This window comes from Streptomyces solitudinis (assembly GCF_036323765.1).
Lineage (GTDB): Bacteria > Actinomycetota > Actinomycetes > Streptomycetales > Streptomycetaceae > Streptomyces.
The window spans coordinates 845,222-868,067 of sequence record NZ_JAZDCW010000001.1 but is presented as its reverse complement, the minus strand read 5'-3'; the positions used below and the strand labels follow the sequence as shown (position 1 = coordinate 868,067).

Below are 22,846 nucleotides of genomic sequence, written 5' to 3'. Positions count from 1 at the left end.
CGGCGCACACCGCTCACTGCCCGTATCGGAGTACGCGATGCCCTCCCACCCCTTCGCGGACGGCCCGGCCGTTCCACCGTCCGCCCACGGCCCCGCCGGTGCCCTGGACGCGCTCATCTCGCAGACCCGCAGCCTGCGCGGCGGCGTGGACGCGGTGCGTCGCGAGGCGGCGGTGGACGACGGGGACCGCATGACCGATCCGCATGCCCGCTGGCAGCGGGCCCTGGTCGAGCTGGCCGCCCGCCACCTGGACGATCTGGGCAGCCGGCTGGACCAGTTGCGCGACGGCCTGCCCGGCGAGGGGGGGCCGGCGCCCGCCGGGCAGGCCGCCCCGGCGCCGCCCCGCCCGTCCGAGGTGCCCGGACGCGTCGGCAGCGCGGAGTGGGACTTCCTCACCGACGAGGTGCAGTGGTCCCCGGAGCTGTACGCCATCTTCGGACGTACGGTCGAAGAGGGGCCGCTCTCCCTGGACGAGCTGCCCACCTGGCTCCTGCCCGACGACCAGCTGTGGATGATGGAGGCCGTCACCGACTGCCTGGTGGACGGCAAGCCCATCGACGGCGAGTTCCGCATCCTGCGGGACGACGGCTCGGTCCGCACGCTGCACATGCAGGGCGAACCCGTGCTCGACGGCGGCGGCCGGACGGCGTCGATGTGGGCGGTGCTGCGGGACGTGAGCGCCCTGCGCCGCAGCGAGCGTACCGCCCGGGAGAGCCGTGACCTGGTGCGGCAGCAGCGGCACCTGGCGCACACCGAGCGGCGCCTCGCGGTGGAGCTCCAGGAGGCGGTGCTGCCGCCGTGGCGCGGCGCCCAGCGCCTGACGGGGCCGGGGCTGCCCGCCGGCGGACTCGAACTGGCGGCGCACTACCTGCCCTCGGCCTCCAGCGCCCTGGTCGGCGGCACCTGGTACGACGCGCTGGAACTCCCCGACGGGGCCACGCTGCTGACCGTCGGGGACCTCACCGGGCACGGCGTGGAGGCCACGTCGGGCATGGCGATGCTGCTGGGCGCCGTCCGCGGCATGGCGCTCGCGGGCCTCGGCCCCGGCGCCCTGATGGGCCATCTCAACCAGTTGCTCGACGGCGCCGCCCAGCCCGCGCTGGGCAGCGCCGTGTGCTGCCGTTACGAGCCGGACGGGCACACGCTGACCTGGGCCCAGGCCGGGCACCCCGCACCGCTGCTCTACCGCGCGGGCGAGGGCCGCCGGCTCCCGCCGCCCGAGGGCGTCCTGCTGGGCGCCACCACCGGCGCCGCGTACGGGCAGCACACCGAGCACCTGGCGCCCGGGGACCTCCTGGTCCTGCACACCGACGGGCTGGTGACGCGCGACGGCCGGGTGCCACCGGACGTGCCCCCCGGCACCGAACCGCTGCTGCGCCTGGCGCCCCGCTTCGCGGCGGCGCGCACCGCGCAGGAGTGCGTCCGCGCCGTGGTGGAGGAGTTCGGCGAGGCGGACCGGGAGGACGACGCCTGCGCCCTCGTCGCCCGGGTGCGCGCGAGCGTGTGAGCACGTCGGCACACCCAGGCGCCGGCCCGCGCGTTCACACCCTGAGGTGCTTCGGGCTCGTGACCGGGCCGGTCCGGGACGGGCGGGGCGCCTTGGGCAGGGCCTCCCGCAACTCCTCGCGCAGGCTGTCGATCCGCGGGGAGCCGGAGTACCGCGCGGTCAGCCGGTACATCTCGCGCAGCCGGTCCCAGGTGCGGTGCGAGCTGTTCTCCCGCACGGAGACCAGGGCCAGCCGGGCGTAGGTGTCGGCCTGCTCCGGGTCGTCGGCGAGGAAGCACGCCGAGGCGAGGGAGATGTAGTCGAAGGTCTGGGAGCGCTGGAACCCCTCGCCACGCAGGGTCAGCGCCCGCTTGGCGTGGTACTCGGCCGAGGCGGCCGCCGAGGCGTCGTGCTCGGCCAGGGTGCGGAACGCCAGCGCCTCCATGCCGTGCAGGTCGGCCGCGTCGAAGCTCTGCATCCAGCTGGGGGGTGGCACGTCACCGCGGTCGGAGGCGAACAGCTCCTCGGCCTCGCCGAGCGTACGCCGGACCGCCTGGCCCCGGCCCAGCGACGCCTGGGCCCACGCCTCCACGGTGTGCAGCATGGCGCGGGTGCGCGGCAGGGTCTCCTCGCCCGACCCGGCGCGGGCGAGTTTCATCAGGTCCAGCGCGTCCCCGGGGCGGCCGAGGTGGACCATCTGGCGGGCCGCCCGGGACAGCGCCTCCCCCGCCCGGGGCCGGTCGCCGCCCTCCCTGGCGGCGTGCACGGCGATGACGAAGTACTTCTGGGCGGTCGGTTCCAGGCCGACGTCGTGGGACATCCACCCGGCCAGCACCGCGAGGTTGGCCGCCACGCTCCACAGCCGCCGTTCCAGGTGCGGGGGGTGGTGCACGGCGAGCATGCCGCCCACCTCGTTGAGCTGGCCCACGACGGCCTTGCGCTGGAGTCCGCCGCCCCGGCGCGCGTCCCAGGCCCGGAAGATCTCGACGGAGTGTTCCAGCGCCTCGATCTCCTCCGATCCCACGGGAGGTGCCTCGTAGGCGTCCAAACCGGCGGGGTCGGTGGCGGACAGGAAGGAGGCGTGCGTGCCGGGTGTGTGCGGGGCCGTCTCGGTGAGCAGCCAGTCGTGCAGTGAGGTGTGGAGCGCTGATCCCGCGGTGAGCGCGGCACCCGCGCCCACCAAGCCGCGTCGGTTGAGCATGAGGTCCATTCCCGTGAATTCGGTGAGGACCGCGGCCGTCCGGTCGGGTGCCCACGGCAGTCCGCCGACGGACTGCCGCCGGGCTGCCTGCCCCGACCTGCCGACCCCGAGGTCCTCGATGGTCACGACACGGCCGAGTCGCTCGGTGAACAGCGAGGCCAGCACCCTGGGCACCGGATCGCGCGGGGTCTCCCCCATGTCGATCCAGCGCCGTACCCGCGAGGTGTCGGTCGCGAGCTGCGGGTGGCCCGTGGCCGCCGCGTGCCGGTTGACCATCCGGGCGAGTTCGCCCTTGGACCAGCCGGTCAGCTCGAACAACTCCGCGAGACGGGTGTTGGGTCCCTTGTTCACGTCAAGCCCCCAGGTTCTCGGCTGAGTCGACAGTAACCGTCACTCCGGGGGGCGGCGAGTATTCGCCAGGGTTCGCCAGGGTCCGCCAGATGGTGTGCCACCCGCGTCCGGGTGTCATGTAGAAAGGCGCCGCCCCGGCCCGGTCGCCCGCGAGGGCGCGTCCGGCCGGCCGGCCGGGACCGACCGGCCGACCTGACCACAGGACCCGCCCTGGCCGCCACCGGCACTCCCCAGGGTGCCGTACCGGCCCGTCGGCCGGGCGGGGGCCGCGCGTGACCTTGTCGGCACACGAAGGGATCTGGCTCGCCCATGTATCACCCAACGTCCCCCGTGTCCGCCCCGCCCCGGAACCGGGTGCCGCAGGGCTTCGCCACCGCCCCGGCGGCGGGGGGGCCGTACCGGACGCGCGGGACGGCCGTCCTCGGCGCCCGGCAGCCGCACAGCGGCAGGCTGGACCTGTCGGGCCCGCACGGGGCGCGCCTGCGCGCCGCCCTCTCGCTGGTGCACCGGGTCTGCCCCGACTTCCACCCGGTCCAGGTGCTGCGGCGCAGCGGACGTTCGGCTCTGCTGGCGGGCTCCATCGGCCGCACGCCGGTGGTCGCCAAGTGCCTGCTGGACCACTCCCCCGCGTGGGTCGAGCGGTACCGGCAGGAGATAGGGGTGTACCGGACGTTCGTCCGGCACCGGCCGCCCGTGCGGACGCCCCGGCTCGTCGCCGCCGACCCGGACAGCTGCACGCTCGTCATCGAGCGGATGCCCGGCCGGCCGGCCGCGTTGCAGCGCCACCCGGTGAAGCCGCCGCCGGGGACGGACGTGCGGGCGGTGCTGGGCGCGCTGGCCCGGCTCAACGCCTGGCAGCCGCCGCCCGGCCTGTTCGACCGCCCGCTGGACTACGGCGTCCGGCTGGCGCGCTACCACGAGCTGGGGCTGCTGACCGACCGGGACATGGGGGACCTGCGCAAGCTGCTGCACGACGCGGTGCACTCCGGCGGCGGCCAGGGGCCGGGGTGGCAGTTCTGCCACGGCGACGCCCTGCCCGCCAACGTGCTGCTGGCACCGACCGGTCCGGTCCTGCTCGACTGGGAGCACGCCGGCTGGTACCTGCCGGGCCACGACCTCGCCACCCTGTGGTCGGTCCTGGGCGACGCCCCCCTGGCCCGGCGGCAGATCAGCCTCGCGGCGCAGGCCAAGGGCCCGGCCGCGCAGGCCGCCTTCCTGGTGAACCTGATGCTCGTCCTGACCCGGGAGATCCGCACCTGCGAGACGGCGGTGCAGCGCGCCATGCGCGAACCGGCCCCGGCGCCGGGCGGACCGGCGGGCGCTCCGGCGCCGGGTGAGGAGCAACGGCTCCTCCTGCGACGGCTGCACGACGACGTGGGCCTGGCGCGCCGGGCCGTACGGGCGGTGGTGGGCACCCGCTGACGACGGCCCCGCCCGCCCGGGAGCGGGGCCCGGACCGGGCACGGGCCGCTGCCGGACGGGACGGCCGTGATGGTTGACGCACGGTCACGGACCGGATACCCCTGGTGCGTCGGCCCGCCCCGGGTCCGTCACCCGAGGAGGCCGCCGTGTCCGGTACCGCTCCCGCCGCCGCGACCGCCGGTGCCGCCTCCGCAGCCGGGCGGCGGACCGTCCGCAGCCGGAAGCGGCGGACGCGCCGGGCCCTGCGCCGGTGCGCCGTCGCGGTGGCCGCGGGATCACTCCTGACGGCGCTGGTGTCGGCCGCCCCGCCGGGCCCGGACGTACCCCCGGACCGCACGCTCCAGGCGGCGTTCCGCGCCGCCGCCCGGCAGCACGGGGTGCCGGAACAGGTGCTGCTCGGCGTCTCCTACCTCCAGACCCGCTGGGACCAGCACGCCGGGGCGCCCAGCGTGTCCGGCGGCTACGGCCCCCTGCACCTGACGGACGTCCGTTCGGCGCTGGCCACACCGGCGCCGCACCACGGCCACGGGTCCGAGGACCCGCGCGGCGACACCGCCAGGCCCGCCCGGACGGTGGCCGGCCTGGCGCCGGACGTACGCACGCCGCCCGAGCGGCTGCGCACCCTGGAGCGGGCCGCGCGGCTCACCGGCATCGCCCCCGGGCGGCTGCGCACCGACCCTGCGGCGAACGTGCACGGCGGCGCGGCGCTGCTCGCCGCGGCCCAGCGGGAACTGGGGCAGCCGCCGAGCCCCGACCCGGCCCGCTGGTACGGGGCCGTGGCGCGCTACACCGGGTCGCTGCCCGCGTCCCCGGGCCGCCCGGCCGGTGCCGGGGAGGTCCGCGCGGCCACCGCCTTCGCCGACGAGGTGTACGCCGTCCTGCGAAAAGGCGCCCGGCGCACCACGGACAGCGGGCAGCGCGTGGAACTGCCGCCCGCCCCCGGGCTGCGGCCCGGCCGCGGACGGCTGCGGGCGCCCGGGCCGGACGCCCGCGCGGCGGCGTCCCCCGAGTGTCCGCGCGGCATCTCCTGCGCGTGGGTGCCGGCGCCCTACGAGGAGTACCGGACGCCGGACGGCGGCACCGACTACGGCAACCACGACAAGGCCGACCGTCCGCGCTCGCAGCGGATCGAGTACATCGTCATCCACGACGTCGAGGGCTACTGGGAGGGCGCCCTGTCCCTCGTGCAGGACCCGCGGTACGTCTCCTGGCACTACACGCTGCGCTCCTCCGACGGGCACGTCGCCCAGCACGTGCCGACCAAGGACGTCGCCTGGCACGCGGGCAACTGGTTCGTCAACACCAAGTCCGTCGGGCTGGAGCACGAGGGGTTCCTCACCGCGCCGGACGCCTGGTACACGGAGGCCATGTACCGGGCCTCCGCCCGCCTGGTGCGGTACCTGGCCGGGCGGTACGGCATCCCGCTGGACCGGCAGCACATCATCGGGCACGACAACGTCCCCGGGGGCACCGCCGCGCACATCCCGGGGATGCACACCGATCCGGGGCCGTACTGGGACTGGTCCCACTACTTCGACCTCCTCGGCGCGCCGCTCGGTCCCGCGCCGGAGGGCGGAGCCGGGCAGGTGACCATCCGGCCGGACTACAACACCCACCGTCCCGGCTACACCCGGTGCGACGGCACCGCCTCGCCCTGCCCGCCGCACGGCTCGGGCGCCGTCCGGCTGCATACCGCGCCGGACGCGCGGGCGCCGCTGGTGCGCGACGCGGGGCTGCGGCCGGACGGCGGGGAGTCGACGACGGGCGTCAACGACACCGGCGCCCGGGCCTCGACCGGGCAGCGGTACGCGGTGGCCGAACGGCGCGGCGACTGGACGGCCGTGTGGTACCTGGGCGGCAAGGCGTGGTTCCACGATCCGGCGGACCGGCCGACGGCCGTACCCGCCGCCGGGCGGACGGTCACCCCGCGGCCGGGCCTCGCGTCGGTGCCGGTGTACGGGCGGGCGTACCCGGAGGCGGGCGCCTACCCCGAGGGCGTGCCGGTGCAGGACGTCTCCCCGCTGCCGTACCGGCTGCCGGCGGGCCAGCGGTACACGGCGGGGCCGCGGACGCCCGGCGAGTACTACCGGGCCACCACGTTCGACCCGGCGGGGCACGTGCTCGTCCGGGGGGAGGCGTACTGGCAGATCCAGTTCGGGCACCGCACGGCGTTCGTGCGCGCCGCCGACGTGCGGGCCACCGGGGGGCGGTGACGCGCGGGTCAGCCCTGGAACAGCTCGGCGGGCAGCGGCTTGAGGAGCTGGTAGAGGTCGTCGGTGATCGGCCGGTCCCAGCTGGCGATGGTGACGAGCACGCCGTCGCTGCGGTCGAACTGGACGCAGGCGATGCGCCCTTCGGAGCAGGTGACGCGGCGGACGATCAGCAGGTTGCCGTCGTGCATGACCGGGCAGTCCTCGGTGCCGGTGACGTGCACCGGCTCGTCCGTCTCCAGGGCCGCGAGGAGCTGCGCCACCTCGAAGGGCACCTCGTCGTCGGCGGTCTCCCGGGCGGGCGAGCCCTCCGGGAGGTTGCCGATGATCATGGCCGGTCCGCGGCCGCCGAAGAGGTCGTAGCGCAGGAAGACACCCTGGCAGCTGCCGTCCGGGGCGGGCAGCAGCCCGGCGCCCAGGTTGCCCGGCCAGTCACCGGGGTCCATGGCGAGGACGTCGAAGTCCGGCCCGGCGGGCGAGGCGGCGCTGCGGCGGCGGAGGAAGGACATGGAGCAATGGTACGCGGAGCGCCGGGCACTGTCGCCGAAGGGCTCCCCCTCCGCCTCCCCGCCCCGGCGGTCCGCACGGCGGCCGGTTCCCGGGCGCACGCGCCCCCGCGGGCCGCGGGCCGGTGCCCCCTCGGCGGCGGACGGCGACGGGCCCGGCCCGCCCGGCCGGCTAGCCCGCCCGGCGGGCCAGGTCCTCCAGGGTGGCGACGGCCACCGACGCCACCTCGTAGGGCACGAACAGGTGGTCGTGGTGGTGGCCCGCGACCACGTTGCAGCTGATCCCCGCCTCGGCGAGCGCCGTGGTAACGGCCGCCGACAGGCCCACGGCCGCCAGCGCCGAATGGACGCGCAGGGTGATCCACCCGGCGACGTAGTCGTAGGGCAGCCCCGCGGCGTCCGCCTCGGAGCGCGGCAGGACCAGGGTCGTCCCCTCGTCCTCGGCCACCGTCACCACGGGGTGCAGCCCCACGGGCGCCGGTCCCGTCACGGTGGTGAACACGTACGGGCCCTGCCGCAGGTCGGGCCGCATGCCGCTGAGGAGTTTCGTGAGGTCACGTTCGCCTGACACGCCGCCCACCCTATGCCGCCCGGGGCGCGCCCGCTATCCGTCCCCGCGTTGCCCGGGGCCCGACGGCACCCGGGGCCGGCCGTCGGCGGCCTCCGGGGCGGCGGCGGCCGGGGCGGGCACGAACCCGGTGGGGCCGCCCTCGGCCGCCCGTTCGATCCGGACGATCCCGAACGGCTCCAGGTCGGGCAGCGCGCCGGGCGCGAACCAGCCCACCTCCAGCGACTCGTCGTCGTTGACCCGGGCGTCCGCGGCACTGCCGGGCAGGGCACGGCAGCGGAACGTGATGTCGAGGAACTGGCACACGTCACCGTTGGGGTAGCGGACGGGCTCCCGCGTCTCCACGAGGACGACCTGCTCGGCGACGCAGCGCACCCCGGTCTCCTCGAAGACCTCCCGCACGGCCGTCTCGGCGGGCTGCTCGCCCGGCTCGCAGATGCCGCCGATCACCGCCCAGCGGCCGGTGTCCGCCCGGCGCCCGAGCAGCACGCGTCCGGCCTCGTCGTGGACGATCGCGGTGACGCCGGGCAGGAACAGCAGACGCCGGCCCACGGTGGCGCGCAGTTCGCGGATGTAGTCGGGGGTCGCCATGCGGGCGAGCGTAGCCGGGAGCGTCGGCCCGCGGTCCGCGAAGCGGCGGTTCAGGCGGAGCTCAGCGCCGCCAGCAGCCGCCCTTCGGCGTACCCGAGCGCCGCCGCGCCCAGCGCCGCGGGACGTCCGCCGTGCAGGACGGCCAGCTTCGGGGAACCGCCGGCCGGTGCGGTCCCCGGGGCCGCGGCGGCTCCGAGCCGGCGGAGCGCCTGCGCGGCGACGGCGTCCGCCGAGCCGCGCAGGACCGGCCGGGCCGCTCCGGCGCCGCGCAGCGCCTCCGCGATGCGGCCGGCGACCAGTTCGTAGTGGGTGCAGCCGAGTACGACGGTCCGCACTCCCGCCGGAGTAAGGGCCGCGGCGGCCTCCACGGCGGCGTCGACGGCCGTCTCGTCGCCGCGCTCGACGGCGTCGGCGAGCCCGTGGCAGGGCACCTCGGTGACCTCCACCCCGGCGGCGTGGTCGGTGATCAGGCGGCGCTGGTAGGGACTGCCGGTCGTGGCGGGCGTGGCCCACACGGCGACCGGACCGCCGTCGGCGGCGGCCGGTTTGACGGCGGGCACGGTCCCGATGACCGGCACCGCGGGCTCCAGTTCGGCGCGCAGCGCGGGCAGCGCGTGGACGGAGGCCGTGTTGCAGGCGACGATCAGCGCGTCGGGGCGCAGTCGCACGGCCGCCCTGGCGCAGGCGAGCGCCCGGGCGGCGATGTCCCCGGGACCGCGCGGGCCCCACGGCATGCCGTCCGGGTCCGAGGACAGGATGAGCCCGGCGTCGGGCCGCCGCCGCCGCACCGCCGCGGCGGCGGCGAGCAGCCCGATTCCGGAGTCGACGAGCGCGATCTTCACGCGCAAAGGGTACGCGGCCCCCGTTGCCCGGTGCCGCCCGCCGGCCTCACTTGCGGCCCGGCGTCCACTGCATGCCCCAGCCGTAGGCGGCGTCCACGGTCCGCTGCGGGCTCACGCCCCGGTCGGGCACCAGGTAGCGCGCCTCGCGCTGGACGACCAGTTCCCCGTTCTGCTGGGTGAGCAGCGCCAGCGCGCAGACCGTGGAGGGCACGGTGCACTCGTCGAGGAAGAACTCCACCGGCGCGCCGTGCTGCGGGCTGAGGGTGACGGTGGCGTTGAGCCCGGCGAAACTGCGGGCGCCCTCGTAGACGGTGACGAAGACGAGGACGCGGCGCAGCTGGTCGGCGTGGTCGAGGCTGATGCTCAGGTTCTCGCCGGTCGCCTGCGCGCCGGTGCGGTCGTCGCCGTCCAGGTGGATGTAGGGCGGCTGGCGCAGGGCCCCGAAGGCGTTGCCCAGGGCCTGCACCACGCCCTTGCGGCCGTCGGCGAGTTCGTAGAGGGCGCACAGGTCGAGATCGGGGCCCGAGGACTGGGCGAGGGCCCGGCTGAGGCGGCCCGTCCATCCGGAGTTCTGCTTGCCCGACGCCTGCTCCCAGTTGAGGTTGACGCGCAGGGTGCCGGAGGTGCCGCCCTGCTTGGCCAGGGAGACGCGCGGCGACTCCTTGGTGAGCGTGACCTTGGTCAGCCGCACCGGCGCCGCCGGGACGGGCTGCGCGGCGGGGGCGGGAACGGCCGGGGCCGGCGGTGCGGCGGGAGCGGGCTGCGCGGCAGGGGCGGGCTGCGGCTGTTCGACCGTGATGCCGAAGTCGGTGGCGAGACCGGCGAGTCCGCTGTCGTATCCCTGGCCCACCGCGCGGAACTTCCAGCCGCCCTGCCGCCGGTACAGCTCGCCGAGGACGAAGGCGGTCTCCCCGGTGGCGTCCGTGCTGTCGAAGCGGGCCAGTTCGGTGCCGTCAGCGGCGTCCAGGACGCGGACGTGCAGCCCGGAGACCTGGCCGAACGTGCCGCCGTCGGCGGAGGCGGCGATCACGACCGTCTCCACTTCGGCCTCCACGGCGGCCAGGTCGACACCGATGCGCTCGGTGACCGTGCCGCCCGCACCGTCCGCCCGCGCCTTGCCTTCGTGACGGACCGCGTTCGAGGCGTGCGCGGGCTGGTTGTAGAAGACGAAGTCAGCGTCGGAGCGGACCGTGCCGGAGCTGAGCAGCAGGGCCGAGGCGTCCACGTCGGGCCCGCCCGCGCCCGTGTTCCAGCCCGTCTCCACGCGCAGGGCTGTGGTGGGCAGCGCGACGTTCGTTCCCTTGCTCATCGTCATGCGGGCTTCTCCATGTCATCGGGGCGTGTGTGGGCCGTCCAGCCCGCCCAACGTACTCCGACGGGCCCGCGCGGCCCCGAACTACTGCTGAGAACGCCCCCTTTACAACATCTCAACGGGTATGGCAGACCGTTTTCTCCTTGTTCGCCCGCATTGGCGAATGCCAGTCACTCGCTGTACGCGAAATGACCCCCTAGCCGGGCTCCTCATCCGGCACATCTTCGGCTTAACTTATGGAGCATGACCTCCCCCCGCAGCACGTACGGCGGTGGCTACTACGCCGCGCCGTCCTTCGCTGACACCCCGATCTACGACAGCCTCGTGGCCGAGCGCGGTACCCCGCAGATCGCGCCCATCCGCGTTCCGTCCGCCTACGAGAGCGGCAGCCAGCTGCCCGCGCTCCCCGCCGCCCTCCCGGCGCTCTCCGCCGGACCGGGTGCCCCGTCCCCAGCGCCCCGGGGCTACGGCTATCCGCAGCCGACGCCGCAGGCACCGCCGCCGTACCAGGCACCGGCGCCCTACGTCCCGCAGCAGAACACCGGCGAGCGCGGCTACGGCGTGCCGCAGCCGGCCGCGCCGGCTCCCGCGCCGTACGCCCATCCGCAGCAGCCGCAGCCGCAGCAGATGCGTCCGGTGGCGCCCCGGCCCGCCGCCCCGCGGCCGATGCCGGCGCCGGCGCAGACGCCCTACGGCGGCTACGACGACCCCTACGGCCGCCAGCATCCGGCGCCCGGTTACTGACACCGCCCGGTGCCGCACCGGCACGCGGCGCCCCGTCCGGTGGCGGGGTGCGGCTCGCCGCGCCCGGCCCGCGGTCGCTGACCACGCAGCCGGTCCGTCCGGGGGGACGGTACGGACCCGGCTGCGGGGTCGAAGCGGTACCGGTCCTGGGCCGCGCGGACCTCACGCGGTGCCGTGCGGCCCGAACGCCTCGATGAGGCGGCTGCGCGAGCGTTGCAGCCGGTGCGAGATGATCTCGCCGACGGCCAGGGCGAGGGCGTAGCCCAGCTCGTGGTCCTCCTCGCACAGCCGCCGTACCTCGGCCGCGTCGAACTCCAGGGCCCGCACCGGGCTGCCCGCCTCCGCGCCCATGTGCCAGCTGTACGGCCTGAACAGCCAGGACCATCCCAGCAGCTCGCCGTGCCCGACCGTCTCCACCGCCTGCGGCTGGCGGCCGGGGATGCGCTGGTCGAGGGTGACGGAGCCGGTATGGATGATCCAGAAGCGGTCGGCCCGCGCGCCCTCTTCGAAGATCCGCGCTCCGGCCGGGAAGGACACCGGCCGGCCCAGCTCCCGCAGGCGGTCGCTGTGGCCCGGGGGGAGCGAACCGAGCAGTCCGGTCATGGTGCGCATCGCTGACCTCCTCGCCCGTCGGCCGGCCCTCCCGGGCTCCGTCTCCGGGGCCCGGCACGAGTGTGACCGGCCGCTGGACGGAAACCCGCTGGGTGGACCGCCTTAGTCGCCGACCCTGGCCGGAGGGCCGCATGACGAACTCCCATCCTCTCACCGAACGTGGCTGCCAGCAGCTCGACGCACACTGGCGGGCGCTGAACTACCTCGCCGCGGGACAGCTCTACCTGACCGGCAATCCGCTGCTGCGCACGGAGCTGCGGCCCGAGCACGTCAAGCCCCGGCTGCTGGGCCACTGGGGCACGTGTCCGGGGCTCGGCCTGGTGTACACGCACCTCAACCGGGTGATCACCGAACGCGGGCAGCAGACGGTGTGCGTGTGGGGCCCGGGGCACGGGGCGGCGGCCGTGCTGGCCGGCGCGTGGCTGGAGGGCACGTTCGGGGAGCTGAACCCGGACGCGGCGCGGGACGAGGCCGGGATGGGGCACCTGTTCCACCAGTTCTCACACCCCGGCGGCCTCGGGAGCCACACCGGTCCCGCGGTGCCCGGCTCCCTCCAGGAGGGGGGCGAGCTGGGGCACTCCCTCTCCCACGCCTACGGCGCCGCCTACGACAACCCGGACCTGCTGTCGGTCTGCGTGATCGGGGACGGCGAGGCGGAGACGGGGCCGCTGGCCGCCGCCTGGCACTCGAACAAGTTCCTCGACCCGGTGCACGACGGGGCCGTGCTGCCGGTGCTGCACCTGAACGGCTACAAGATCGCCAACCCCGCGGTGCTCTCCCGCATCCCGGAGGAGGAACTGGCCGGGCTGCTGCGCGGCTACGGGCACGACCCGCTGTTCGTCACCGCGACGCCCGACAGCGACCCCGGCGAGGTCCACCGCGCCATGGCCGGGGCGATGGACACGGCCCTGGACCGCATCCGTGCCCTCCAGCAGGCGGCGCGCGCCGAGGGAGACCGTACCCGGCCGCGCTGGCCCGCGATCGTCCTGCGGACGCCGAAGGGCTGGACCGGCCCGCGCGCCGTGGACGGGCAGCCGGTGGAGGACACCTGGCGCTCCCACCAGATCCCGCTGTCCGGCGTCCGCGACGACCCAAAGCGCCTGGCGGAACTGGAGGGCTGGCTGCGCTCCTACCGCCCGCACGAGCTGTTCGACGCCGCCGGCCGGCCGCACCCCGAGGTGACGGCCTGGGTGCCGGACGGCGAGCTGCGGCTGGGCGCGAACCCGCACGCCAACGGCGGGCGGCTGCGCCGCACCCTGCCCCTGCCGGACCTGGCGGACCACGCCGTGCCCGCAGGTGAGCCCGGAGCCGGTTCGCACGAGCCCACCCGGGTGCTGGGCGGCCTCCTGCGGGACGTGCTGGCCGCGACGGAGGACCGGCGGGACTTCCGGGTGCTCTCCCCCGACGAGATGGACTCCAACCACCTGGGCGCGGTGTACGAGGTGACCGAGCGCGCCTGGCAGGGCGGCTCGCGGGACAGCGACGAACACCTGGGGCACCACGGCCGCGCGATGGAGGTGCTCTCGGAGCACCTGTGCCAGGGCTGGCTGGAGGGGTACGTGCTCACCGGGCGGCACGGGGTGTTCGCCACCTACGAGGCGTTCGCGGGCGTGGTCGCCGACATGGCCACGCAGTACGCGAAGTGGCTCCACAGCGCCCGCGAGGTGCCGTGGCGGGCACCGGTCGCCTCCTTCACGTACCTGCTGACCTCCCACGCCTGGCGGCAGGACCACAACGGCTTCTCGCACCAGGACCCGGGCTTCGTGGACCACGTGCTCACCAAGAGCCCCGAGGTGGTGCGGGTGTACCTGCCGCCGGACGCCAACACCACCCTGTGCGTGGCCGACCGGGTCCTGCGCTCCACGGACGTGCTGAACCTCGTCGTCGCCGGGAAGCAGACCCGCTTCGACTGGCTGGGGCTGGAGGACGCCCGGGACCACACTGCGCGCGGTGCGGGCATCTGGGAGTGGGCCGGCACCGAGACCGGCGAACGGGAGCCGGACGTCGTCCTCGCCTGCGCCGGGGACGTGCCCACCGAGGAGACGCTGGCCGCCGCGTCGCTGCTGCGCCGGTGGCTGCCCGGGCTGGCGGTGCGCGTGGTGAACGTCGTGGACCTCGCCCGGCTGATGCCCGCCGACCGCCATCCGCACGGAATGACCGGGACGGAGTTCGGCTCACTGTTCACCGAGGAGCGGCCGGTGGTGTTCGCCTACCACGGCTATCCGTGGCTCATCCACCGGCTGACGCACGGCAGGGACGCCCACGAGCGGTTCCACGTGCACGGCTACCGGGAGTCGGGGGCGACCACCACGCCTTTCGACATGCTCGTCCGCAACGGGATGGACCGCTACCGGCTGGTCATGGACGTGATCGACCGGGTGCCGGGGCTCGCCGCCCGGGCCGGTACCGTCCGGCAGGCGATGGCGGACGTCCGGAACCGGCATCACGACTGGGTCCGCGCGCACGGAACCGATCTGCCGGAGGTCACCGGCTGGCGCTGGAGCGACACGAAGGTGTGAACGCGGGGCCGGCCCCGGGCCGCGGAGCGGGACGGCGGGCACCGGCCCGCCGCCCCTGCTTCCCCCGCCCCACTCCCCCTCCTCATCGCCGGGACGTCACAGCTCCACGTGTTCCAGCACACCGAGGGCGTCGGGCACCAGCACCGCGGCCGAGAAGTAGGCGCTCACCAGGTAGGAGATCACCGCCTTGTCATCGATGCCCATGAACCGGGCGTTGAGGCCGGGTTCGAGCTCGTCCGGGATGCCGGTCTGGTGCAGGCCCACCACACCCTGGTTCTCCTGGCCCACCCGCAGCGCCAGGACGGAGCTGGTACGAGCGGGGCTGACGGGGATCTTGTTGCACGGCAGCAGGGGAATCCCGCGCCAGCTGCGGACGGTGCTGCCGGCGGCCTCCGTCTCGCCCGGGTAGACGCCTCGCCGGCTGCACTCGCGGCCGATGGCGGCGATGGTCTGCGGGTGGGCGAGCAGGAACTGCGTCTTGCGGCGCCGCGAGATCAGCTCGTCCAGATCCTCCGGCGTGGGCGGTCCCGAGCTGGTGTGCATCCGTTGCCGCGGATCGACGTTGCGCAGCAGCCCGAACTCCGGGTTGTTGACGATCTGGTGCTCCTGGCGCTCCCGCAGCGCCTGCACGGTGAGGCGCAGTTGCTCCTCGACCTGGTTCATCGGCTCGTTGTAGAGGTCGGCGACCCGGCTGTGGACGCGCAGCACCGTCTGCGCGACGCTCAGCTCGTACTCCCGCGGCGCCGTCTCGTAGTCCACGAACGTGCCGGGGAGGACGGGCTCGCCGTCGTGGCCCGAGGCCAGGGCGATGTCGGCCTCGCCCCGCTTGTTCTGCCGGGGCAGGGCGCGGGAGAGGTAGCCGTCCAGGTGCCCGCGCAGCGCCTCGGAGCGGTCCGCGACGGCGCGGAACTCCGGCAGGGGCAGCGCGAGCACGGTGCACCGGGTGACGGCGCGCAGGGAGCAGCTCCAGGTGCCGGGCTCGGCCGTCAGCGCGTGCTCGCCGGCCCACTCGCCGTCGGCGAGCACGCCGAGGCGGCTCTCACCGTCGTAGGCCCCGGCGGACACCTTCGTCACCTTGCCGTGGCCGATGATGAGCAGCTCGTCGACGGGGCTGCCCTGCTCGGCGAGGACGTCCCCGGGCCCGTAGTGCCGCTGCACGCACCGGGCGGCCAGCGCCTCCAGTTCCTCGGTGCCCCCGAAACCGCGCAGTGCGGGGATCTCGGTGAGCTGGGCGGGGATGACGCTCAGGTCGGAGCCGTTGACGAGGAACTCGATGCGCCCGTCGCCCACGGTGTAGCTGAGCCTGCGGTTGACCCGGAAGGTACCGGCGGAGACCTGTACCCACGGGAGGATTCTCAGCAGCCACCGCGAGGAGACGCCCTGGTTCTGCGGTGGTGTCTTGGTGGTGGTGGCGAGCTGGCGGGCGGCCGCCGTGGCGAGGCTGCTCGATGGCTGCGCGCCGGGACCGGGAGCCGGCGGATGGTGTGTCGTCATACCGGGTGTGCTTTCGTTCGCGGTCGGTCGTCGTCCGGGCCCTGCGTCGGGTCAGTGCCCGATCTCGACGTCCTCCAGAATTCCGAGTGCGTCGGGGACCAGGACGGCGGCCGAGAAGTAGGCGCTCACCAGATAGGAGATGACGGCCTTCTCGTTGATGCCCATGAAACGCACCGAGAGACTCGGCTGGTATTCGTCGGGAATTCCGGTGCGGTGCAGCCCCACGACGCCCTGCGCCTTCTCTCCGGTGCGCATCGCCAGCATGGAGGTCGTGCCCTGGCCGCTCACCGGGATCTTGTTGCAGGGCAGGACGGGCACGCCGCGCCAGGAGGGCACCGAGTGCCCCTGGAGGTCGGCGTTCGCCGGGTAGATGCCGCGGCGGCTGCACTCGCGCCCGAAGGCGGCGATGGCCTGGGGGTGGGCCAGGATGACGCTGGGTTCCTTCCAGACCTTGGACAGCAGCTCGTCGAGGTCGTCGGGGGTGGGCGGGCCCGTACGGGTGTGCACCCGCTGGCCGAGGTCGGCGTTGTGCAGGAGCCCGAAGTCCCGGTTGTTGACCATCTCGTGCTCCTGGCGCTCCCGCAGCGCCTGCACGGTGAGGCGCAGTTGCTCCTCGACCTGGTTCATCGGCTCGTTGTAGAGGTCGGCGACCCGGCTGTGGACGCGCAGCACCGTCTGCGCCACGCCCAGCTCGTACTCCCGCGGCGCCGTCTCGTAGTCCACGAACGTCCCCGGCAGGTCGGGCTCGCCGTGGTGGCCCGCGGCCAGCTCGATGGCCGCCTCGCCCTCGGCGTTGCGCTGGCCGGGGACCGCGGCGCGCACCGCCGCGAGGTGGTCCCGCAGTCCCGTCGCGCGCTCGGCGGCCTCCTCGACCGCCTGGCGGGGCAGCAGCAGGACCGTCCCGCTCGTGACGGAGCGGAGCGTGTACTCCCAGGTGCCGGGCGTCTCGGCGGCCAGCTCCCGCGCGCCGGCGTGGTCGCCGTCGGCGAGCACGCCGAGCGACGTCTCCCCGTCGTACGGTCCCGAGCCCACCTTGCCGAGCTTGCCGTGCGCGATGAGCACCACCTGCTCCACCGGCGTGCCGGCCTCCACGATGACCTCACCGGGGCCGAAGTCCCGCTGCTCGCAGCGGTCGGCGAGCTGGCGCAGCACCTCGGCGTCGGTGTAGCCCCGCAGCGCCGGCAGCTCCTGCAGCTCCTCGGGGATGACGCGGACGTCCGCGCCCGTCGTCGTGAACTCCACGCGCCCGTCGCCGAGGGTGTGGGCGAAGCGCCGGTTGACGCGGAACGTGCCGCCGGACACCTGGACCCACGGCAGCACCTTGAGCAGCCAGCGGGGCGAGATGCCCTGCATCTGCGGCGGTGTCTTGGTGGTGGTGGCCAGCTGGCGGGCCGCGGCTGTCGTGAGGCTCGACCGCGTGGAGGAGCCGTCGCCACCGGAATGCATTTCGATCGGGTCGGCCGAAGTCGTCACGCAGGACACCGCCTATCTCTTTTTTCCCACGGGCCATTCGCCCGCCGTGCGGGACGAAAATAAGCAGGCGGCGGCATGTCGTGCAATCACTCAAAAGAATCGCCATACATATGAATGACCGCCGTGCGGATGGGTATTGCGGGAGCGGAATTCCCGCCCCACCGCGCACGAGCCGTGACACCCGCGCCCAGAAGATGACGGTGGGCTACCGGATGCCCGGATGACGGCGCGTGGTGGTGCGGAGGGGGCGCGCAACCGGGAAGGAAACGGAGCGCCCCGCGGCCCGGGAGCGGGGCGCCCCTCTCGCCGCTGACCGGCGTCCGGCCGCCGGTCAGGAGGGGGAAGGCGTCAACTGGTGCGTGCGGCAGGCGCTACCGTGGTGCGGACCACGCGCGTGGCGGGGAGCCGCGCCCTGCCCGCAGGGCGCGGCCGCGCCGTCCGCACCGCCGCGCAACGGCACGCAACAGCAGGTCCGCACACGAGGTTTGGGGCACGACGGTCCATGGCTCACGGCTCGGTACAGGTGACGTACACCGGCACGTCGCGGTGGCGGCGCCGTACGGGGGACTACGCCTCGCTCGCCGCGGCGCTGGAGGCCGCCGGAGACGGTGACGTCCTCACCGTCGCGCCCGGCTCCTATGCGGAGAACCTCGTCATAGAACGGGCCGTCACCCTGCGCGGCCCCGAGCGCGCGGGTGTCGGCTCGGTACGGATCACCCCGCCCGACGGGGTGCCGCTGACGGTCCGGGGCACCGAGGCCGTCGTGCGCGACCTCCAGGTCGAGGGGCGGGACGCCTCCGCGCCCGCCCTCCTCGTGGAGGGCGGCGCGCCGGAGCTGACCGGGCTGCGGGTGCTCACGCGGTCGGCCGCCGGGATAGAGGTCCGCGACGGCGCCCGTCCCACCGTGCGGCACTGCTCCGTGGACAACGCGGGAGGGCTCGGCTTCGGCCTCTTCGGCGGCGCCGGCGGGCTGTTCGAGGACTGCGAGGTGGTGGCGGCCGGGCAGTCCGGCTTCGCGGTGCGCGACGGGGCGCGCCCGCGCCTGGAGCGGTGCCGGGTGCACCACGCCGTCGGCGCGGGTCTCGCGCTGACCGGCGAGGGAACGGCGGTGGAGGCCGTCGGGTGCGAGTTCTACGAGATCCGCGGCACCGGGGTGCAGGTGGCCTCGCGCGCCACCGGCCAGCTCACGGACTGCCGGGTCCACCGCACGTCGGCGGACGGCATCACCCTGGACACCGACGCGGTGCTGACACTGACCGACTGCGACGTCCACGACGTCCCGGAGAACGCCGTCGACCTGCGCTCGCGCTCGGTCCTGACGCTGACCCGCACCAGTGTGCGCCGGTTCGGCCGCAACGGCCTGTCGGTGTGGGACCCGGGCACGCGGGTGGACGCCAACCGGTGCGAGATCCACGAGAGCACCGGCGACTACCCGGCGGTGTGGGTGAGCGACGGGGCGAGCGCGGTGCTGGACACCTGCCGGGTGCACACCGTGCCGGACGCGCTGTTCGTGCTCGACCGGGGGTCGCGCGCCGACGTGGTGGACAGCGACCTGACGCAGGTGCGCGGAACGGCCGTCTCGGTGAGCGACGGGGCCACCGTCGAACTGGACGACTGCCGCATCCGGGAGGCGGCCACGGGGGCGTGGTTCCGTGACCACGGCAGCGGCGGCACGCTGGCGGGCTGCACGATCGACGAGACGGCCACGGGGGTCATCGTCACCAAGGGCGCCGACCCGGTGGTGACGCGGTGCACGGTGGGCGGTCCGGCCGAGGCGGGCTTCTACGTGTCGGCCCAGGGGCGCGGCACGTTCGACCAGTGCCGGGTGACCGGGTCGCGGGGGTACGGCTTCCACGTCATCGACGGCTGCCGCCCGGCGCTGCGGCGCTGCCGGACCGAGCGCTGCGCCCGCGGCGGGTACGAGTTCGCCGAGGACGGCCCGCTGGTCGAGGAGTGCACGAGTGACGAGACGGCCGGCCACTCCGCCGCCGGGCCGGCGCCCGTCACGCCCCCGGGCGGCGCCGGACTGCTGGCTCCGCTCCCCCGGCCCGGCGGCCCCGGCCCGGGCGCGGCGCCGCAGCCCTCCCCGGCCGCGTCCGTGCCGCCCCTGCCCTCCGTGCCGCCGCCGGGCGCACCGCCGTCCACGCCGCCGGGCGCGGCACCGGACGCCGCGGCGGCGCGGGACGCCGACGGCGGACCGCCCGTCCGTCCGGCGCCCGACGTGCTCGCCGAGCTGGACGCGCTGGTCGGCCTGGCCAGCGTCAAGCGCGAGGTGCGGGCGCTCACGGACATGATCGAGGTCGGCCGCCGGCGTCAGCAGGCCGGGCTGAAGGCCGCCTCCGTCCGCCGCCACCTGGTCTTCACCGGGGCCCCCGGCACGGGGAAGACGACGGTGGCCCGGCTCTACGGGGAGATCCTGCGCTCCCTGGGAGTGCTGGATAGCGGCCACCTGGTGGAGGTGTCCCGGGTGGACCTCGTCGGCGAGCACATCGGTTCGACCGCGATCCGCACGCAGGAGGCGTTCGCCCGGGCGCGCGGAGGAGTGCTGTTCATCGACGAGGCGTACGCCCTCTCCCCCGAGGACTCGGGCCGCGACTTCGGCCGGGAGGCCATCGACACGCTGGTGAAGCTGATGGAGGACCACCGGGACGAGGTGGTGGTCATCGTCGCGGGCTACACCGCGGAGATGGAGCGGTTCCTCGCCGTCAACCCCGGGGTGGCGTCGCGCTTCTCCCGCACCATCACCTTCGGCGACTACAGCCCCGAGGAGCTGCTGCGGATCGTGGAGCAGCAGGCCGAGGACCAGGAGTACCACCTGGGTGAGAAGACGGCCCAGGCGCTCCTGGCGTACTTCGCCGCCGTTCCGCGCGGCCCGTCGTTCGGCAACGGCCGCACCGCGCGGCAGACGTTCGAGGCCATGGTCGAGCGGCACGCCGGCCGGGTGGCCCAGCTGTCCGAGCCCACCACCGACGAGCTGACCCTCCTCTACCCCGAGGACCTGCCCGCGCTGCCCTGAGCCGGGCCGGTGCGGGGCCGCTCCGCGGCTCGCGGCGGCCGTGCCGCGCGTCCTGTGGCGGGCGGGGCCCCGCCGTCCTCGCCGGTGCGTCCGGGGCGCGGGGAGGTGGCGCCGTCCGCAGGCGTGCGGCCGCCCGGGGGCGTGTCCGGGCCCGGCGGCGTCCTGGTACCGAGCCGGGCCAGCAGCTCCGCGCGCTCCTCCGCGAAGCAGGAGTCGTCCTGGTAGTCGCCGTGCCCGAGCACCGGTGCGGGCAGCGGGTCGCGCGGGGTGCGGCCGTAGGTGCGCGGGTCGGGCAGCGGGCCCTGGTCCACGCCCGCCACCTTCACCGGGCCGCCGATGGGGTCGGTGAGCCGCCACAGGTTCCGCCAGTGGTCCACCTGCCGGGCCAGCCCGTGCAGCGCGCCGGGGCCGAAACAGGCGGGGAACCACCGCCCGTAGAGCCGCTCCAGCGGCGAGCCGTAGGTGAGCAGCGCCACCTGGCGGCGGGTGCGCGGGTCCAGTTGCCACACGGCAGCGGCGGCCAGCACGCTGCCCTGGGAGTGGCCGGAGATGACCAGGCGCCCGCCGGTCAGTTCCGTCCAGGTGCTCATGCGCCAGGTCAGGTCGGGTACGGCCCGCTCGGCGTAGCAGGGCGGGGCGAAGGGGTGGGCGGCGCGCGGCCAGAAGGTGCCGACGTCCCACAGGATGCCCACGGTGCGGCGTGCCCCGGCGTCCCGGTAGGCGCGCCGCCCGGTGGCGACCAGCAGCACGACGAGCGCGCCCATCAGCCAGGAGCCGACGCCCTGGGCCAGCTCCGCGACGGCGGTCAGCGGGGCTGGCGCGCCCTCGACGGCCCGCTCGGGCGCCCTCCCGCTGAACAGGGCTCCGGCGACCGCGCCGGCTCCCAGGACGGCGGTCAGCACGGCGACCGTGCCGACCAGCACGGGTACGGAGTCGGTGGTGCCCGCGCGGGCGATGGCGGCCGCGATCCGCCCGCTGCGCACGGGGTCGTCGGCGCGCTCGTCCGGGTAGCCGCGGGCGATGTCCGGGACGAGGCGCCGCCCCTGCCGCCGGACCCGTACGGCGCCCACGGCGGCGAAGACGGCGGCGGCCAGCACGACGACGGGTATCACGGCGGCCTGCCAGGTCAGTACCACGGGCGGGCCCGGGAGGGCGGCGGCCGGCGCACCGGGCCCGAGGGTGTCGGCCACGCGCTGGGCGACGCCGCCGGACAGCAGTCCGCCCAGCAGGCAGGCCAGCAGCGCGACGGCGGCCCCGCCCAGTCCGTGCAGCGCGCTGCGGTGGCCCTCGGGGGCACGCCGGTGCAGGACCAGGGCGGTGGCGGCAAGGGCCGCCACCAGGACGCCCTGCGTGACGGAGGAGACCGCGAAGTAGCCGGTGCCCGGCAGCCTGCCCTCGGCGTGCCACCCGGGCCGCTCCCAGCTGGTGTGCACGACGGTGAGCGCCAGGAGGACCAGGGCCGCCTGGGGCAGTCGGCGGACGGCGGGCGGGTCGGTCCGCTCGTCGGCCACCGCCTCGCTGCGCCCGCGCCGGACGACCACGGCGAGCACGGCGGCCCAGCCCACCGCGCCGAGCGCGCCGAGCGCGGCGCCGAGGGCGGGCAGGGCGCCGTCCTGGCGCACGTCGTACTGCGCGGTGGCGGCCTGGAGCGCGGAGGTGACGGTGAGGAGGGCCGCGGCGGTGTGGGCGGCGCGCAGCCTCTGCACCAGGCGCCGTCCGAACCAGAAGCCGGGCAGGCTCAGCGGCGGCCCGTCCTCGTCGGCCGGTTTGGCGAGCGCCGGGGACCGGTGCGGCGGCGGGGCGGACTCGTACGCGTCCCAGGTGCGGCGGGAGAGCCACCACAGCAGGGCGGCCACCGCGAGCGGCAGCAGCGCCGCGACGACGAGCCGGCGGCCCGGCACGCTCCACCAGCCGCCGTTGTCCTCGGCGAGGAAGGACAGCCATCCGGTGCCGGCCGCGCACCGGACCGAGCCCGCGCACTGCCAGGCGACGAGGTCGAGCGCCACCTCGCAGGCGGCGGCGACGAGCAGCACCGTCAGCGACAGGGCCACCAGCCGCACCAGCACGGAGTACACGCGGTGTGCCGGGTGGGTGCGGGCGGCGGCCGGGCGCATCCAGTGGGCCAGGTTGACGATCATGAACGGCAGCAGGACGAGCCACAGCGCCCGCGCCCCGTTGCCCGAGGTGAGACCGGACCAGCAGTACGCCTCGGGCACCGGACGCCCGGCGTACTGGGCGGGCCGCTCCTCGGCGTCGGCGTCGACGGCGCGCCGGTGGAGGCCCGCGGTGTCGTCGCCGGTGACGCGCACGGTGCGCGGGTCGTCGAGCATGGCCTCGGCCGTGGTGCCGCCGACGCCGTGCACGAGCAGTTCCAGGTTGAGGGCGGCGGGCGGCGCCGGCGGCTGCCCGGGTCCGCGCGTGTGCGGTACGTCAGCCATCGTCGGCCCCCCTGGGGTTCCTGCGTCGCCCCTGCCCCTTCGGCGGCGGCCCGCCGCCGCT

16 protein-coding genes are annotated in these 22,846 nt (G+C 75.5%); 6 read left to right on the top strand and 10 right to left on the bottom strand.

Features of this window, described 5'->3' with window-relative positions; all coding sequences use genetic code 11:
• Window positions 1-37 precede the first annotated feature (37 nt).
• The gene (locus V1J52_RS03665) at window positions 38-1,507 is read left to right on the top strand and encodes a PP2C family protein-serine/threonine phosphatase (protein WP_330138054.1); all 1,470 of its coding nucleotides are present in this window, start codon (window positions 38-40) and stop codon (window positions 1,505-1,507) included.
• Between the two features lie 34 nt (window positions 1,508-1,541).
• Here V1J52_RS03665 and V1J52_RS03660 read toward each other — a convergent pair whose 3' ends face one another.
• The gene (locus tag V1J52_RS03660) at window positions 1,542-3,038 is read right to left on the bottom strand and encodes a DNA-binding protein NsdB (protein ID WP_330138053.1); all 1,497 of its coding nucleotides are present in this window, start codon (window positions 3,036-3,038) and stop codon (window positions 1,542-1,544) included.
• A 309-nt stretch (window positions 3,039-3,347) separates the two neighbouring features.
• Between V1J52_RS03660 and V1J52_RS03655 the strand changes: the two genes are divergently transcribed.
• Both V1J52_RS03655 and V1J52_RS03650 read left to right on the top strand, forming a co-directional pair.
• The gene (locus V1J52_RS03655) at window positions 3,348-4,460 is read left to right on the top strand and encodes an aminoglycoside phosphotransferase family protein (RefSeq protein WP_330138052.1); all 1,113 of its coding nucleotides are present in this window, start codon (window positions 3,348-3,350) and stop codon (window positions 4,458-4,460) included.
• A gap of 242 nt (window positions 4,461-4,702) precedes the next feature.
• Window positions 4,703-6,673, top strand: a complete 1,971-nt coding sequence (locus V1J52_RS03650) for an N-acetylmuramoyl-L-alanine amidase (RefSeq protein WP_443075711.1) — start codon at window positions 4,703-4,705, stop codon at window positions 6,671-6,673.
• 8 nt (window positions 6,674-6,681) lie between these two features.
• Here V1J52_RS03650 and V1J52_RS03645 read toward each other — a convergent pair whose 3' ends face one another.
• From V1J52_RS03645 to V1J52_RS03625, 5 genes are all read right to left on the bottom strand, one after another.
• Entirely contained in the window at window positions 6,682-7,179 is a 498-nt protein-coding gene (locus tag V1J52_RS03645; RefSeq protein ID WP_330138051.1) for a hypothetical protein, read from the bottom strand.
• Window positions 7,180-7,348: 169 nt separating this feature from the next.
• Window positions 7,349-7,747 (bottom strand): ACT domain-containing protein, encoded by a 399-nt coding sequence (locus V1J52_RS03640; RefSeq protein WP_330138050.1) that lies wholly within the window; start codon window positions 7,745-7,747, stop codon window positions 7,349-7,351.
• A 33-nt stretch (window positions 7,748-7,780) separates the two neighbouring features.
• Entirely contained in the window at window positions 7,781-8,335 is a 555-nt protein-coding gene (locus tag V1J52_RS03635; protein ID WP_330138049.1) for an NUDIX hydrolase, read from the bottom strand.
• Between the two features lie 50 nt (window positions 8,336-8,385).
• Window positions 8,386-9,177 (bottom strand): glutamate racemase, encoded by a 792-nt coding sequence (locus V1J52_RS03630; RefSeq protein WP_330138048.1) that lies wholly within the window; start codon window positions 9,175-9,177, stop codon window positions 8,386-8,388.
• 46 nt (window positions 9,178-9,223) lie between these two features.
• Complete coding sequence (locus V1J52_RS03625) at window positions 9,224-10,492, bottom strand: TerD family protein (RefSeq protein WP_330138047.1); 1,269 nt, start codon at window positions 10,490-10,492, stop codon at window positions 9,224-9,226.
• Window positions 10,493-10,732: 240 nt separating this feature from the next.
• Here V1J52_RS03625 and V1J52_RS03620 point away from each other — a divergent pair, with 240 nt between their 5' ends.
• The gene (locus tag V1J52_RS03620; protein WP_330138046.1) at window positions 10,733-11,233 is read left to right on the top strand and encodes a DUF6643 family protein; all 501 of its coding nucleotides are present in this window, start codon (window positions 10,733-10,735) and stop codon (window positions 11,231-11,233) included.
• A 162-nt stretch (window positions 11,234-11,395) separates the two neighbouring features.
• Here V1J52_RS03620 and V1J52_RS03615 read toward each other — a convergent pair whose 3' ends face one another.
• A complete protein-coding gene (locus tag V1J52_RS03615; protein ID WP_330138045.1) occupies window positions 11,396-11,845 on the bottom strand; it encodes a Crp/Fnr family transcriptional regulator in 450 nt (149 codons plus the stop codon).
• Between the two features lie 131 nt (window positions 11,846-11,976).
• Between V1J52_RS03615 and V1J52_RS03610 the strand changes: the two genes are divergently transcribed.
• Window positions 11,977-14,364, top strand: coding sequence for a phosphoketolase family protein (locus V1J52_RS03610; protein WP_330138044.1), 2,388 nt, complete (start codon window positions 11,977-11,979; stop codon window positions 14,362-14,364).
• Between the two features lie 96 nt (window positions 14,365-14,460).
• On the opposite strand, the gene V1J52_RS03605 is transcribed toward V1J52_RS03610, so the two are convergent.
• Both V1J52_RS03605 and V1J52_RS03600 read right to left on the bottom strand, forming a co-directional pair.
• Entirely contained in the window at window positions 14,461-15,858 is a 1,398-nt protein-coding gene (locus tag V1J52_RS03605) for a family 2B encapsulin nanocompartment shell protein (protein WP_330138043.1), read from the bottom strand.
• A gap of 51 nt (window positions 15,859-15,909) precedes the next feature.
• Window positions 15,910-17,331, bottom strand: a complete 1,422-nt coding sequence (locus V1J52_RS03600) for a family 2B encapsulin nanocompartment shell protein (RefSeq protein WP_443075703.1) — start codon at window positions 17,329-17,331, stop codon at window positions 15,910-15,912.
• A gap of 502 nt (window positions 17,332-17,833) precedes the next feature.
• On the opposite strand from V1J52_RS03600, the gene V1J52_RS03595 reads away from it, so the two are divergent.
• Window positions 17,834-20,347, top strand: a complete 2,514-nt coding sequence (locus V1J52_RS03595) for a right-handed parallel beta-helix repeat-containing protein (protein ID WP_330138042.1) — start codon at window positions 17,834-17,836, stop codon at window positions 20,345-20,347.
• On the opposite strand, the gene V1J52_RS03590 is transcribed toward V1J52_RS03595, so the two are convergent.
• A complete protein-coding gene (locus tag V1J52_RS03590; protein ID WP_443075702.1) occupies window positions 20,317-22,785 on the bottom strand; it encodes a hypothetical protein in 2,469 nt (822 codons plus the stop codon). The genes V1J52_RS03595 and V1J52_RS03590 overlap by 31 nt on opposite strands.
• Window positions 22,786-22,846 lie beyond the last annotated feature (61 nt).